At 73.6% G+C, this 14,344-nt stretch carries 15 protein-coding genes; 6 read left to right on the top strand and 9 right to left on the bottom strand.

The window, feature by feature from the left end; genetic code table 11:
- Positions 1–104 precede the first annotated feature (104 nt).
- The gene (locus tag NFS20_RS03015) at positions 105–686 is read right to left on the bottom strand and encodes a phosphoribosyltransferase (RefSeq protein ID WP_251150251.1); all 582 of its coding nucleotides are present in this window, start codon (positions 684–686) and stop codon (positions 105–107) included.
- Positions 687–881: 195 nt separating this feature from the next.
- Entirely contained in the window at positions 882–1,829 is a 948-nt protein-coding gene (locus NFS20_RS03010) for an FKBP-type peptidyl-prolyl cis-trans isomerase (RefSeq protein WP_251150250.1), read from the bottom strand.
- 193 nt (positions 1,830–2,022) lie between these two features.
- Between NFS20_RS03010 and NFS20_RS03005 the strand changes: the two genes are divergently transcribed.
- From NFS20_RS03005 to NFS20_RS02995, 3 genes are all read left to right on the top strand, one after another.
- Complete coding sequence (locus tag NFS20_RS03005) at positions 2,023–2,328, top strand: Rv1322 family protein (protein WP_251150249.1); 306 nt, start codon at positions 2,023–2,025, stop codon at positions 2,326–2,328.
- Positions 2,329–2,388: 60 nt separating this feature from the next.
- The gene (locus NFS20_RS03000) at positions 2,389–3,285 is read left to right on the top strand and encodes an alpha/beta hydrolase (RefSeq protein WP_251150248.1); all 897 of its coding nucleotides are present in this window, start codon (positions 2,389–2,391) and stop codon (positions 3,283–3,285) included.
- A gap of 105 nt (positions 3,286–3,390) precedes the next feature.
- Positions 3,391–4,191, top strand: coding sequence for an alpha/beta fold hydrolase (locus tag NFS20_RS02995; RefSeq protein ID WP_251150247.1), 801 nt, complete (start codon positions 3,391–3,393; stop codon positions 4,189–4,191).
- Between the two features lie 36 nt (positions 4,192–4,227).
- Here NFS20_RS02995 and NFS20_RS02990 read toward each other — a convergent pair whose 3' ends face one another.
- From NFS20_RS02990 to NFS20_RS22345, 3 genes are all read right to left on the bottom strand, one after another.
- The gene (locus NFS20_RS02990) at positions 4,228–4,659 is read right to left on the bottom strand and encodes a hypothetical protein (protein ID WP_251150246.1); all 432 of its coding nucleotides are present in this window, start codon (positions 4,657–4,659) and stop codon (positions 4,228–4,230) included.
- Between the two features lie 3 nt (positions 4,660–4,662).
- Positions 4,663–6,093, bottom strand: coding sequence for a hypothetical protein (locus NFS20_RS02985; RefSeq protein ID WP_251150245.1), 1,431 nt, complete (start codon positions 6,091–6,093; stop codon positions 4,663–4,665).
- A 341-nt stretch (positions 6,094–6,434) separates the two neighbouring features.
- Entirely contained in the window at positions 6,435–6,746 is a 312-nt protein-coding gene (locus tag NFS20_RS22345; RefSeq protein WP_502800770.1) for a hypothetical protein, read from the bottom strand.
- A 988-nt stretch (positions 6,747–7,734) separates the two neighbouring features.
- Here NFS20_RS22345 and NFS20_RS02975 point away from each other — a divergent pair.
- Positions 7,735–8,691, top strand: coding sequence for a DUF8094 domain-containing protein (locus tag NFS20_RS02975; RefSeq protein ID WP_502800769.1), 957 nt, complete (start codon positions 7,735–7,737; stop codon positions 8,689–8,691).
- A 19-nt stretch (positions 8,692–8,710) separates the two neighbouring features.
- The gene (locus NFS20_RS02970; RefSeq protein WP_251150242.1) at positions 8,711–9,658 is read left to right on the top strand and encodes a tetratricopeptide repeat protein; all 948 of its coding nucleotides are present in this window, start codon (positions 8,711–8,713) and stop codon (positions 9,656–9,658) included.
- A 341-nt stretch (positions 9,659–9,999) separates the two neighbouring features.
- Here the strand turns inward: NFS20_RS02970 and NFS20_RS02965 are convergent, their stop codons facing one another.
- The 4 genes from NFS20_RS02965 to NFS20_RS02950 form a co-directional block, all read right to left on the bottom strand.
- Positions 10,000–10,785: an amino acid ABC transporter ATP-binding protein gene (locus NFS20_RS02965; protein WP_251150241.1), complete on the bottom strand. Its 786-nt coding sequence runs from the start codon at positions 10,783–10,785 to the stop codon at positions 10,000–10,002.
- A gap of 70 nt (positions 10,786–10,855) precedes the next feature.
- Positions 10,856–11,497: an ectoine/hydroxyectoine ABC transporter permease subunit EhuD gene (gene ehuD / locus NFS20_RS02960; protein ID WP_251150240.1), complete on the bottom strand. Its 642-nt coding sequence runs from the start codon at positions 11,495–11,497 to the stop codon at positions 10,856–10,858.
- Complete coding sequence (ehuC, locus tag NFS20_RS02955) at positions 11,494–12,222, bottom strand: ectoine/hydroxyectoine ABC transporter permease subunit EhuC (protein WP_251150239.1); 729 nt, start codon at positions 12,220–12,222, stop codon at positions 11,494–11,496. Before ehuC ends, ehuD begins: the two co-directional genes overlap by 4 nt.
- Positions 12,223–12,226: 4 nt before the next feature.
- Entirely contained in the window at positions 12,227–13,195 is a 969-nt protein-coding gene (locus tag NFS20_RS02950; protein WP_251150238.1) for a transporter substrate-binding domain-containing protein, read from the bottom strand.
- Between the two features lie 380 nt (positions 13,196–13,575).
- On the opposite strand from NFS20_RS02950, the gene NFS20_RS02945 reads away from it, so the two are divergent.
- Complete coding sequence (locus tag NFS20_RS02945; protein ID WP_251150237.1) at positions 13,576–14,340, top strand: GntR family transcriptional regulator; 765 nt, start codon at positions 13,576–13,578, stop codon at positions 14,338–14,340.
- The last annotated feature ends 4 nt before the right edge of the window (positions 14,341–14,344 follow it).

Raw genomic sequence — 14,344 nt, 5'->3', positions numbered from 1 at the left:
ACCCCGCGAGGGGCGGCGGCCGTCGTCGTCGGTGTCTGTCGGTCGTCGTCGGTGTCTATCGGTCGCCGACGGGATCGGTCGGCTGCCGCGACCGGTCGACGGGCTCAGTCCGCGGGGCGGGGCTGTGCTCCCTCGACGGGCGGGTCCGCCGACCACGGGAACGTGATCCAGAGGTCGGTGTCCTTCCACGAGAAGTCCGGCTGGATGATCGTGCGCGGCTTCGTGTAGAGCACCGCGGACCGGGCCTCCGCGCCGTGGTGCGAGAGCATCTCCATGACCAGGGCGAGAGTGCGGCCCGAGTCGGCGACGTCGTCGACCACGAGGACGTGCGCGCCCGGCAGGTCGGACGTGTCCATGAGCGGCGGCAGCACGCGCGGGTCGGCGAGGGTCTGGCCGATGTCCGTGTAGAACTCGACGTTGAGCGTGCCCACGCCCTTCGTGCCGAGCGCGTAGGCGACCGCGCCGCCGGGCAGCAGGCCGCCTCGTGCGACCGCGACGACGACGTCGGGCCGGAACCCGCTCGCCACGACCTGCTCCGCGAGCTCCCGCGCGGCCACGCCGAACGTCTCCCACGTGAGGACCTCCCGCTCGGGCGGCACGCCGGCCACCGGTTGCGTCGAGACGTCGGCGGGCGCAGCGGGCGCAGGATGCTCAGCAGGAGCGAGGGGTGTCGAAGGTTCGGTCATGCGTCGAGCCTACGGCGACCGCTGGATCCCGACGTCGCTCGGGACGTCGGCCACAGGGGGCGGCCCCGTCTCCGCGCGACCGGTCGCCGTCTCGACGCGCCGGTCTCCCCGGGGCCACGGACGACGAGGGCCGCCTCCCGTGATCGGGAGGCGGCCCTGTGCGTCAGCTCGTGTGCGACGGTCGCTCTGCGGCCGTCACTCCGCCGCGAGGATGTCGACGACGAACACCAGCGGCGAGTCCGGCGGGATGGTGTCGCCGCTGCCCTGCTCGCCGTAGCCCAGCTCGGACGGGATGACGAGCAGCACCTGGCTGCCGACCGTCTGGCCCGCGAGACCCTGCGTCCAGCCGGGGATGACGCCCTGCAGGGAGAAGCTCGTGGGCGTGCCACGGTCCCAGGACGAGTCGAAGACCGTGCCGTCGAGCAGCATGCCCGTGTAGTGCGCGGTGACCGTCTGGTCCTCGGTGACGACGGGGCCGTCGCCCTTGATGAGCGTCTGCGCGACGAGCTCGGTCGGGGCCTCGTAGCCCTCGGGGATCTCGATCGTCGGCTTGCCGGTGTCGTCGAGCGTCACGGTGGGCAGGCCCTCGGCCGGCGTCACCGCCTCGCCCTCGGCGCGCGAGGGGATCTCCTTCGCGTCGACGACCTCGATGAGGTTGACGACGGTGCCGCCTGACTGGTCCGGCCCGGCGAAGAGGAGGCGCGCGCCGACCTTCTGGCCGAGGAGCGGCTCCGTGAGGAGGTCGAACTGCGGGTCGCCGAGCGTGAAGGACTGCGGCGCGTCGTCCTCCCACGTGGAGCCGGCGCGCGTCGCGTCCGCCCCGTTGTAGGCGACGTACTGCATCGTCACCTGCATGCCCTCCTCGAGCTCCGCGCCCGTGCCCTCGTCGTGCAGGCTCGTGACCGCGGCGGAGACCTCGAGAGGCGCCTCGAACTCGAGCGTCGGCTCGGCACCAGGGTCGCCCGTGACGGTGATGGCCTCGAGCGCGGCGAGGTCCTGGGGCGACGCCGAGGGGGCGTCGCTCGCCGAGGCGCTCGGCGACGTCTCGGCGTCCGACCCGCCGTCGCCCGAACCGCAGCCGGCGAGGAGGAGGGAGGCGCCGAGGGTGAGCGCGGCGACGCCGCGCAGGGTGCGGTGCTTCACGTGGGGGAGTCCTTCGGTCGAGGGGACGACGCGCGCGCCGTCGGGGTCTGTGCCGCAACCGGACGAGCCACGTCACGACGACGCGGTCGACCCTCGGGTGCAGCACCGGCCCGGACACTGTAGCGGTCCGGTCTGGACGCTCGCTGGGAGCCCGGGTTCGGTGACGACCCGGCCGTCGGGGGATCATGGAGGGGTGCCGTCCCGTCGACCGTCCCGCAAGCGACCCTGGAGCGCCGAGCCCGCCCCGCTCGACCTCGACCGCGCCCTCGGGGGAGCGCGCCGCGAGTCCGGGTCCGACGGCGAGTGGTCGGTCCGCACGGTCCGCGGCGCCGACAAGTCATACCTGTGCCCGGGCTGCAACCAGACGATCCCGCCCGGCACGGGCCACGTCGTCGCGTGGCAGGAGGACTCGTTCTTCGGTGCGCAGACCGCCCTGGAGCACCGCCGGCACTGGCACACGGCGTGCTGGCAGGCCCGCGGGCGCCGTCGTCCCCGCTGACGACCGACCGCACGGCAACCGTCGGCCAGGAACCGGGGCCGAGGAACTACGCTCGAACCGATGAGCACCGCACCCGATCCCGCGCCCGCCCGGCCCGCCGGCACGGACAGCACCGCCGGCCCTGCCGGTCCCGTCGGTTCCGCCGACGATCCCACCCCGATCCGCTCGCTCACCGTCCTTCCCGCGCGCCGGGAGGACATCGAGCTCCACACCGCCGACGGGCTGACGCTCGTCGGCGAGCTCGCCCTCCCCGAGGAGCGCGACCCGGCGGCGACCCTGCTCACGCTGCACCCGCTGCCGACCCACGGCGGCTACATGGACTCGCACGTCTACCGCAAGGCGGCGTGGCGACTCCCGGCGCTCGCGGACCTCGCGGTGCTGCGGTTCAACACGCGCGGCACGTCCTCACCCCGGGGCACGAGCGAGGGCGCGTTCGACGGCGGCGAGTCCGAGCGCTTCGACGTCGCCGCCGCGATCGAGTACGCCGAGTTCCACGACCTGCCGCGCCCCTGGCTCGTCGGGTGGTCGTTCGGCACGGAGCTCGCCCTCAAGCACGGCGCGGACCCGGCCGTCGAGGGCGCGATCCTGCTCTCGCCGCCCCTGCACCGCGCCACGGACGAGGACCTCGACCGCTGGGACGCGTTCGGCAAGCCGCTCGTCGTGCTCGTCCCCGAGCTCGACGACTACCTCCGTCCGGACGAGGCGCGCCGCCGCTTCGCGCGTGTACGGCAGGCGGAGGTCATCGGCGTCGAGGACGCGAAGCACCTGTGGGTGGGGGAGTCGTCGGTGCGGCGCGTGCTCGACGAGATCGTCGGGCACGTCCTGCCCGGCCACCCGCTGCCGCTGCCGACGACGTGGTCCGGCTCTGGAGGGGCGTCGCGTGCCGCCGAGCAGGACACGGAGAGCACCGACCAGGCGAGCTACGACGCGAGCCGCAGGGACGGCGTCGCGGACTGATCGGCGCCCGCCACGGCAGGGAGGCCCGGTCCGTGGCAGCGTGGAGGGTGGCGCGCCCGGCGTGACGGAGCCGGACGGATGCACCGACGACACGAGGAGGACGACGTGACGACTGCACGGCCCCAGGGACGACTCGAGACGTTCACCCTCCGCGACGGGTCCGGCCTGCCGCTCGTCCTCCTGCACGGCTTCCCGGTCGACCACCGCATGTGGTCCGACGTCGCCGCCGCGCTCCCCGGTGAGCCGACCGTCGTCGCGGTGGACCTGCCCGGTCTCGGGCAGAGCCCGCTCGGGTCGGAGGTGCCGTCGATCGAGGCTGCGGCGGACGCGACGGCCGAGTCCTTGCGCGCGGCGGGCGTCTCGCGGGCGGTCGTCGCCGGGCTGTCCATGGGCGGCTACGTCGCCCTCGCGCTCGCCGAGCGGCACCCGGACCTCGTCGCCGGCCTCGGTCTCGTCGACACGAAGTCCACCGCCGACTCCGACGAGGCGCGGGCGAACAGGCTGCGCATCGCCGACCGCGTGACGTCCGAGCAGACCGTCGACGCCGTGCTGGGCATGCCGGGGGTGCTCCTCGGGGAGACGAGCAAGGCGGCGCGCAAGCACCTGACGTCTCGCCTCGAGGAGTGGATCCGGAGCCAGCGGGCCACCGGCGTCGCGTGGTCGCAGCGGGCCATGGCCTCGCGTCCCGACCGGACGCACGTGCTCGAGGGGTTCGGCGGGCCGGTCGCGATCGTCGTCGGCGAGGAGGACCAGGTCACGCCGGTCGCCGAGGCGGAGCACATGGCCTCCGCGGCACCGCACGCGCAGCTCGTCCAGGTCCAGGGCGCCGGGCACATGAGCGCGGTCGAGGACCCTGCTGCGGTCGCGGACGCGCTGGCCGACCTCCTGGCGCGCGCGGTGTCCTGACGGGCGGCGTCGTGACGGGCGGAGGAGACGCCGGGTTCAGGACCCGTCGAGGACCAGCGCGAGCGCGTCGGCGAGGTCGATCGACTCGCCGTCCCGCCCGCCCTTGCCGAGCACGAGCGGCGGGTCCGACGGCGTGAGCGTCGCGCCGCGCACGCGCGCGGCGAGGCTGGCCGGGACCCCGAGCACGTAGAACTCGCCGTCCGTCCCGACGGCCACCGACCGGTTCTTGCGCAGGTACCACCCGAGCACCGGGGTGCGGTACGTCGCGCGGCCGTCGAACGACCGCGCACGCAGCGACTCGGGCTCGATGCCGCGCTCACGGGCGCGCTCGACGAAGCCGGCGAGGAGGGCGCGGGCTGCCGCCGACTCCTGGGCCCGGCGGCGGTCCAGCTCGCGCTGCTGGTGCTCCGCCGCCTCCGTCCGCTGCCGGCGCCAGGCGTCGGCGTCGGCAGCGGCGGGGTCCGTCATCGGTCAGGCCTTGGCGGGCGCGTCGGTCCCACGGTCGGAGGGTGCCGGGACCTTCGGAGCTCCGCGCCGGGGCGCCTCGACCGTGGCGACGGGCTTCGCCGGCTCCTCGGCGACCTCGGGGACCTCGGCCGTCACGAGCTGCGCGGCCCGCGCCTGCTGCGCGGGCGTGCCCGCCGGGACGGCGTCGGTCCGGGGCGCGGCCTTCGAGCCGCCCTCCGTGTCGCTGGCGAGCAGACCGCGGAGCTCGTCGAGGTAGGTGTTGATCGAGTCGTGCTGACGCGTGAGGTCCTCGAGCTGGCGCTGCGCGACGGCGCGCTGCTGCTCGGCCTCCGCCTTCGCGTCGCCCACCGTCTGCTCCGCGAACTCGCGCGCCTCGGCGACCACGCGGTCCGCGTTGCGCCGGGCGTTCTGCATGAGGTCCTTGACGTACGCGTCCGACTCGGCGCGCACCTTCTCGGCCTGCTCGAGAGCGAGAGCCACACGCTTCTCGGCCTCGGACGCGTGCTCCTCCGCGGTCGCGACGAGCTTCTCGGTCTCGGTCTTGGCGGCGAGGTGACGCGCGGCGTTCTCCTGCTCGGCCTCCTCGCGGCGACGGACCACCTCGAGCTCGGCGTCCGCCAGCGCGGTCCGGGCCCGGTCGCGGAGCTCCTCCATCTCGGACGTCACGGCGTTCGCGGCCTCCGACGCCTTGCGCTGTGCCTCGTCGACCTGGCGCTGTGCCTCGCGACGCGCGTTCTCCAGCAGCTCGGACGTCTCGCGGTCCGCCGCCTCGCGCTGTGCCGCGGTCTCGGCTGCGACCCGGGCCCGCAGCTCCGCGGCCTCGCGCTCCGTGCCGACGCGCAGCTCCGTGGTCTCGCGCTCGACGGACGCGCGCAGCGTCCCCAGCTCGCGCTCGAGCGACGCACGCCGCTCGCTCTCCTCCGTGGCGATCGCGCTCTGGATGCGTGCGGCCTCGCGCTCCGCGGAGCCCACGAGCTCCTCGGCGCGGCGCTGGGCTCCCACGAGCGTGCTCTCGACCTCCGAGGCGCTCGTGGTGCGGATCTCCTCCGCCTCGAGGCGCGCGCTGTTGAGCAGCTCCGCGACCTCGTTCTCGGCGCGCGAGCGCACCTGGCCCGCGGACAGCTTGGCCCGCGCCATGATGTCGGCGGCCTGGGCGTTCGCCTGGGAGAGGATGTCCGCGGACTGCTCCTCCGCGGAGCGCATGAGCTGCTCGATCCGCGACCCGAGCCCCGCGTACGACGGACGGTCCGCCTCGCGCAGCTGGCGCTGCGCGTCCCCGAGCTCGGTCGTCAGCTGCATGATCCGGCCGTCGGACGACTCCAGCCGCGAGCGCGCGTCCTCGAGCGCCTTCTCCAGCCTCGCCAGCTGGGCCTCGACCTGGACGCGGTCGTAGCCGCGCATGGTGATGGGGAAGAGCGTGCGCTCGTCGGACACGTCGATGACCTCCGGTGTGGTGCGTCGTGGACTCCACCGCTGGGCGAGGTGCCCTCCAGCGCTGGTCGGAGGGCGGCGGTCCGCGCCGCGGCCCCACGTGGTCCGTCCAGGATACGGGGAGGGCCGCTGTCCTGAATACCCGGAATGGCTCACACCGTGAAGGGTGCGGGGACTCTTCGCGGGGCGGCGCCCGGCCTCCCGCGCGGGGCCCGGACTACCCCTCGCCGGGCTCGTGCCGCGCCGCCGTGACAGCCTGGGGACCGGCTCGCGGCCGTGTCGTGAACGGTTGGTGAGAGATCCACCGCGAGCGCCCGCAGGTCGATCCACGAGGGCGTTCGCACCTATCCTTGAACGTCGGTCGACGAAGGGAACACTCGGTGCTGCAACGAATCATCGCCGCCGTCCTGATCGTGGGAGGGCTCGTCGCGGTGGGTCTCGGCGTCGCGTCCGCCACGGTCTGGCGGGACAGCGACACGGTCGCCGCGACCACGGCGTTCGACGGCGAGGGCACGCTGCTCGTCACCGAACCCGGGGTCCTCGACCTCGTGGACGACGGCGTGACGATCCGCGCGACGGTGCCCGACGAGCAGCAGGTGACCCTGGCGATCGGTCGCGAGGTCGACGTCACCGGTTGGGTCGGCGAGGACCCGCACGGGGCCGTCACCGGTCTCGCGGACTGGGACCGTCTCGCCACGAGCGCCGTCGTCCCGGAGGACCCGGAGTCCGAGGCCCCCGCGGACGGCGAGGCGTCGACCGAGACTCCCGCCGAGGGCGAGGCGGCAGAGACCGAGACGCCCGCGGAGACCGAGGAGCCTGCCGAGGGTGAGACGCCTGCCGAGGGCGAGACGCCCGCGGACGGTGAGACCTCGGAGGAGGAGCCCGTCGTCGGCGTGGACCCCGCCGGCTCCGACATGTGGGTCGCCGAGGCCACCGGGACCGGCGCGGTGACCCTGCGCTGGGACGACCAGCCGGGGCGCTGGCAGCTCCTCGCCGCCGGCGTGGGAGAGGGCGCGGTCGCGCCGACGATCGAGCTCTCCTGGCCGCGCGAGGTCGAGACGCCCTTCCTGTGGCCCGGCGTGATCGGCGGGATCGTCCTGATCCTGCTCGGCCTGGGGATCGGCGCCGCCGGGATGCGCCCGCAGCGCAAGACCGCCGGCAACCGGTCGGCGACCGCAGCGGCACCGGGCGCAGGGGCGGCCGGCGGCACCGCGACGTCGGGCCAGGGGTCGGACGACGCGCCCGGCGAGGCGCCGACCGACACCGCGCAGGTCCGGATGCTCACGCGTCGCGAGCTGCGCGAGCGCGAGGAGGCGGACCGGCTCGCCGAGCAGCAGGCCAAGGCGCAGAAGCCCCGGCGCGCCTGGCTGACCGGACAGATCCCCGTGGTGCCGCGCGACCGCCGCCCCAAGACCGCGGCCCAGCCCGTCGTGGACCCGGGTGCCGCCCACCCGACGGAGCAGGACAGCGCCGTGACCCGCGCGGACGCCTGGCCCCCGGCGCCGGGGCTTCAGCGCCGCCCCGGCGCCCGAGGCCACGCGCGACGAGGACGAGACGAAGGACGCCACACGATGAGGACGCCGCACCGCACCACCGCCCGCCCTCGCCGCACTCCCCTCTCCGGCGGCCGCCGCGACCGCCGGCATGGTCCTGCTCGCGGGCTGTGCCGCACCGGTCCCCACGCCGCAGCCCGAGGAGACCCCCGCGACCCCGCCGCCCGTCCTCGACGAGACCCAGCAGGACGACGTCCTCGCCGCGGTCGGGACGACGCTGGAGGAGGCCGGGGCGGCCACCGACCCGGAGCTGCTCGAGGGCCGCGTCACCGGGCCGGCGCTCGCCATCCGCACGAGCCAGCTCGACGTCGCCAAGGCGCGTGGGAACGCGGACCTGGTCACCGAGCTCCCGACCGACGTGCAGCAGGTGGTCATCCCCACGACGCAGACGTGGCCCCGCACGTCGTACGGCGTGAGCGTGCAGCCGGAGAGCCTCCAGCCGCCGCGCCTCAGCGTCTACGAGCAGGACGGGGCGCGTGACCAGTACGAGCTGTGGGGATGGGTGCGGCTCTTCCCGAGCACGACCCTGCCGAGCTTCGCGGCACCGACCATCGGGAGCGAGGCCGTCGCGCCCGACGACGACTCGCTCCTCGTCACGCCGACCGATGCCGTCGCGCAGTACGCCGACGTGCTCAACGTGGGGTCGTCGTCGAGCTTCGCCGCGTCCTTCCCGGACGACTCGTTCCGCGCGCAGCTCGCGGAGCGGGCCAAGGTGTGGAACGACGCGCTCGCCCCGGCGGCCGGGAAGTACACCCTGACCTTCACGCCCGACCCGGACCAGCCCGTACGGTCGGTGCGCACGGCGGACGGCGGCGCGCTCGTCGTCGGCACGATGACCTCCGCCGAGTCCATGACGGCCGAGGACGGGGCGCAGGTCCCGCCCGACACGGAGTCCGTGAAGGCGCTCTTCGGCTCGGCGGGGACGACCAACGTCCTCAAGGTCGGCTACCGCGACGTCGTGGCGATCTACGTGCCGCCGGCGGACTCGGAGGAGCAGATGCAGGTGCTCGGGACGGAGCACGTCGCGACGTCGGCGGCCAACGCCTGACGCTCCGTAGGATGCATCCATGAGCGAACCCACCCAGCCCACCTTCGACGTGCGCGGCGCGGTCGACCTGTCCGCGCTCACCCGCCCGCAGGCCCCTCCGCCGGGTGCGGAGGGCGGTGCGCCGGCCGCGGGAGGCTACGTCGTCGACGTCACCGACGAGACGTTCCCGCAGCTCGTCCAGGACTCCGCGCAGTACCCGGTCGTCGTCCTGCTCTGGATCCCGACCGACCAGGCGAACGCCCAGATCGGCACGGACCTCGGCGCCCTCGCCGACCAGTACGCGGGCCGTTTCCTGCTCGCGCGCGTCGACGCCCAGGCGTACCCGCAGGTCGCCGCCGCGTTCCAGGTCCAGGGCGTCCCGACCGTCGTGGCCGTGCTGCAGGGCCAGCCGCTGCCGTTGTTCCAGGGCGCCGCGCCCGTCGAGCAGATCCGCGAGGTGCTCGACCAGGTCCTCCAGGCCGCCGAGGCCAACGGCGTCACGGGTCGCGTCCCGTCCCCGGACGGCGCGCCCGCCGACGACGCCGCGGAGCCGGTCGCGGAGCCCGAGCCGGAGCTGCCGCCGCTGCACCAGGAGGCGTTCGACGCGATCGAGCGCGACGACCTCGACACCGCGGTCGCAGCCTACGAGAAGGCCATCAAGCAGGACCCGAAGGACGCCCTCGCCGTCGCCGGGCTCGCGCAGGTCCACCTCCTGCGGCGCACGCGCGACGCGGACCTGGGCGCCGTGCGCTCGGCCGCGGCCGACGCGCCGTCCGACGTGAACGCCCAGCTCGCCGTCGCCGACCTCGACCTCCTCGGGGGCAAGGTCGACGACGCGCTGGGTCGCCTCCTCGACCTCCTGCCGGGTGCCGACGCCGACGCGAAGGAGAAGATCCGCGTCCGCCTCCTCGACTACTTCGAGGTCGTCGGCCCCACCGACCCGCGCGTCGGCAAGGCCCGCCAGCGCCTCGCGATCAGCCTCTACTGACACTCAGCAGCCCGACGGCGGCCCGGTCACCTCCTCAGGTGACCGGGCCGCCGTCGTCCACGGACCACGGCGCGACCGCCCGCACCCACGGTGCTGCCTCGCGCTACCGGCGTACTACCTCGCGCAACCTCGGTGCTACGTCGCGCGACCGCGGTGCTACCTCGCCGGACCACGGTCCTCCCTCGCGGAACCACGGACCGAGGTGACGCGGCACAGGTGGGTGGGGTGGGGGCGCCGGGTCGTGGTGGGTCTGGCGGGAGCCGCGAGGGACGAGCGGCGGATGGTAGACCCGCCCCGCCCCTCGCGGAACCGTCGGCCGCGGACCCGAGCACGGGCGAACGTCAGCCGAGGACGGCCTTGAGGAACTCCTGCGTGCGCTCGTGGGTCGGGTTGGTGAACATCGTCTCGGGGTGAGCCTCCTCGATGATGTGCCCGTGGTCGAACATCAGCACGCGGTTCGACACGTCGCGCGCGAACTGCATCTCGTGCGTCACGAGGAGCATCGTGATGTCCGTCGTCTCGGCGATCTCGCGCAGCACCCCGAGGACGTCGGCGACGATCTCGGGGTCGAGCGCGGACGTGACCTCGTCGAGCAGGAGGATCTCGGGGTCCATCGCGAGCGCCCGCGCGATGGCGACGCGCTGCTGCTGGCCGCCCGAGAGCTGGTTGGTCCGGAAGTCGCGCTTGTCCGACATCCCGACCTGCTCGAGCAGCTGCTCCGCGCGGGCGATCGCCTCGCCCTTCGGCTGCTTGAGCACGTGCACGGGCGCCTCGATGATGTTCTCGAGCACCGTCATGTTCGGGAACAGGTTGAACTGCTGGAAGACCATCCCGACACGGTTGCGCACGACGCGCCGCCGCTTCTCGGGCACCTCGACCCGCTTCTGGCCGCGGTACTCGTGCGTGTACGGGTCGCCGTCGATGAGGATGAGCCCGCCGTCCGACTCCTCGAGGGTCATGAGCAGGCGCAGGATCGTCGTCTTGCCGGAGCCCGACGGCCCGATGAGCGTCACGCGGTCGCCCTTGGCGACGCTGAAGCTCAGGCCGTCGAGCACGACGTTGTCGCCGAACCGCTTGACGACGTCGCGGAACTCGATCGCGGGGGTGGTGCCCTGGGTAGTCGACACGCTGTCCTCCGGGGATGTCGCTGAGTCGGGCAGGGGGTCGGGCACAGGTTCGGTCACAGGATCGATCACGTCAGGCAAGGCGCCTCTCCATCCGTCGTACGAGGAGCGAGGTCGGGTAGCTCGCCGCCAGGAAGATCAGGCCGACCAGGGTGAGCGGCTCGATGTAGGAGAACGTGTTGGCTCCGTAGTTCTGCGCTGCCGCGAACATCTCGACCACGTAGATGGCGAACAGGAACGGCGTCTCCTTGAACATGGAGATCGCGTAGTTGCCGAGCCCGGGCAGCGTCTTGCGGATCGCCTGCGGCAGCACGACCGCACGCCAGGTCCGGCCGCGCGGGAGGTTGAGCGCGGTCGCGGCCTCCCACTGGCCGCGCGGCACCGCGTCGATGCCCGCGCGGTAGACCTCGGACATGTACGTGGCGTAGTGGATGCCGAGCACCGTGCACCCGATGGCGAGCGTCGGCACCGTGGGCAGCAGCAGCGCGGCGAACACGAGCTGCACGAGCAGCGGCGTCGACCGGATGAACTCGACGACGACACCGACGGGCACGGTCACCCACCGCGACCCGGACCGCCGCACGAGGGCGACGAGCAGACCGAGCACGGAGGCGATCGCCATGCCGACGACCGTCGCGACCAGGGTGATCTTGAAGCCCTCGAGGAGGGCGGGCAGCACGTCCCAGGCGCGCTCCCAGCTCCAGATGTCGCTCATGCCGCACCTGCCTTCGCCGTCGTGGGGACCGGTGCCAGCCGCAGCACCTCGCGCAGGCTCGGGCCGGCCCCGAGCCGGTTCTTCGCGCGCACCTCGAGCGCGTTCATGCCGAGCGTCAGCAGGTAGGCGATCGCGAAGTACACGAGCAGGCCGACCGAGTAGGAGAACACGGTGTCCTGCGTGGTGTTGCGCAGCTGGTCGGTGAAGAAGTTCACGTCGTGGAGGAAGATGTAGGTCGCCAGCGCCGACCCCTTGAGGAGCTGGATCAGCAGGTTGGTGAGCATCGGGATCATCAGGGCCCACGCCTGCGGGAAGATCACGCGCCGGACGCGGTGGAGCGGGCCCAGGTTGAGCGCCGTGGACGCCTCCCACTGGCCGGCCGGCACGGAGTTGATCGAGCCCCGGACGACCTCGGCGCCGTACGCGCCGTAGTTGAGGCCGAGCGCGACGATCCCGACGGCCAGCGACTCCATCTTGAACCCGAACACCGGGAGCACGAAGAAGAGCCAGAAGAACTGGACGACGAGCGACGTCCCGCGGAAGAACTCCACGACCACCCGGGAGGGCCCGCGCACCCACAGGGTGCGGGTGCGCGAGCCGAACCCGAGCAGCAGGGCGACGACCATCGCGAGGACCGCGCCGCCGACCGTGAGCTGCAGGGTGACGAGGACACTCTCCCCGAGCTGCGGGAGCCTGTTGAGAAGTGTCTGGATGTCGTCGGACATCGGGTCAGGAGTCCTGACCCAGCTCCGGGCCGAGCTCGTCGGCGATCGCCTCGAGGTCGCCCTCGCAGAGCATCTCGGCGGTCAGCCCCTCGACGGGACGCTCCGCCTCGGTGAACCCGAACGGGCCGAGGACGTCCTCGTACTGCTGCGGGTCGGAGACGATCTCCGCCAGCTTCTCGTTGTAGGCGTCGAGCAGCTCGGTGTCGGCCTGGCGGAACACGGTGGCACCGGCGCCGATCTGCGGCACGCCGTCGATGACGGCGACGAAGGCCTCGGTCGCCTCGACCGCGGCGTCGGACCGCTCCGCGAGGGCGCGCAGCGAGATCCCGGTGAGCGCGAACGCGTCCGCACGACCGGCGACGACGGCGTCGAGCCCGTCCTGCGGGCTGCCCACCTGGATCGTCTCCACACCGGTGTCCTCGGCGTAGCCGGCCTCGATGGCGCCGCCCATCACCGCGAGGGTGACGCCGGCGTCGACCGCGGACTGCCAGTCGTCGAGGCCGTCGGGGTTGCCCTCGGGCACGAGGAACGCCGTCGTGTACATGATCTCGGGCTCGCTGAACGCGGCCTGCTCGCAGCGGTCCGGCAGGATCGACATGCCCGCGCTGATCGAGTCGAAGCGGTCGGCGTTCAGGCCGGGGATGAGCGAGTTCCACTCGGTGAGCGTGCCCTCGACCGTGTCGATGCCGAGCTCGCCGTAGATCGCCTCGTTGAGCGCGACGGCGGCACCGGTGAGCTCACCGCCGTCGTCCTGGAAGCTGTAGGGCTCCTCGCCGGCGAAGCCGACCGTGATGGTCCCGCTCTCCTGGAGCTCCGCGAGGGTGCCGCTGCCGCCCTCCGTGGTCCCGCCGCCGGCGCCGCCCCCGCCCCCGGAGTCGACGCTCGAGCAGGCGGTGGTGACGGCAAGGAGGCCGACGGCGCTCGCGGAGAGGAGCGCGCGGCGTCGGGTCGCGGTGGATCGCGTGGAAGTCATGGTTCCCTTCGTGCCCGTCGACGCGTGACGCGGCGGACGGTCGTGGGTGGCTGGACGATCGAACACGCTAACGCGATGTCGACCATTCGACAATCTGCTCGTCCTACCGTCGGATTGTCTACAATCGGACGACAACTCGGTGACTCCGCCTCGTGGCGGACGTCGGAGGCGTCCGCTCCACAGGGGTCGAGAGGATCGCTGACCTGCACGGACGCTTGTTCCACGACCGTCGCGCCGCACGCGCGCCGGTCGCTCGACCGCGGGCCGCGCTCCGGCCTCCGACAGGGGATGATGTGATACCGGATCGTGACCTCGACCGTCCCGCACGCACACCCGGCCCGGCGGGCCCACCACCGCACGACCTCAGCGAAGGAGAGCCGATGAGCCCCGCCTCGCGCGCGCCGCTCGGCAACGCGCCGTTCCTCTCACCGGTGACGCGCCCGTCGACGGTCGACCTCATCGTCCGCGAGCTCCGCGACGCGATCTACTCCGGCGCCCTGCGCGTCGGCTCCCCCATCCGTGAGGTCGAGATCGCGGGCCAGCTCGGCGTGAGCCGCGGCCCGTTCCGCGAGGCCGCCCAGCGCCTCGTGCAGGAAGGCCTGCTCACCGCGACGCCCGGGCGCGGGCTGAGCGTGGTGACCATCGGTCGCGAGCGCATCCCCGCCCTCTACGCGGCGCGGGCGACGGTCGAGACGACGGCCGCGCGCCTGGCCGTCGCCCGTGCGTCGGACGCAGAGGTCGCGGCGGTCCGTGGCGCCTACGACGCGCTCGTGGAGGCCGGACGTTCCGAGGACGCGCGGCGCATCGGCGACGCCGACCTCACGCTGCACTGGACGCTCGTCGCGGCGGCCGGCAACCCGTGGCTCCTGCGCTGGATGACGACGCTCATCGTCGAGGTCCGCGTCGCGAGCTTCACCGTGAGCGACGAGTACGCGGTGCGCCGCGACTCCGCGGCGTCGCACGCGGACATCGTCGAGCGGCTCGAGGCGCGCGACGCCGACGGCCTCGTGGCCGCGATCGCCGCCAACCTCGACGGAGCGGTCGAGCGCCTCACCGCGCCGCAGGACGCCGACGTCGAGACGCTCGAGGAGCCGCACCCCGTCCCGCCGCCGCGCCTGGACCCGATCGAGCCGACCGGCCTCTGAGACC

It is taken from the genome of Cellulosimicrobium sp. Marseille-Q4280, assembly GCF_943181405.1.
GTDB lineage: Bacteria > Actinomycetota > Actinomycetes > Actinomycetales > Cellulomonadaceae > Cellulosimicrobium.
This window is presented reverse-complemented; position numbering and strand designations above follow the sequence as displayed.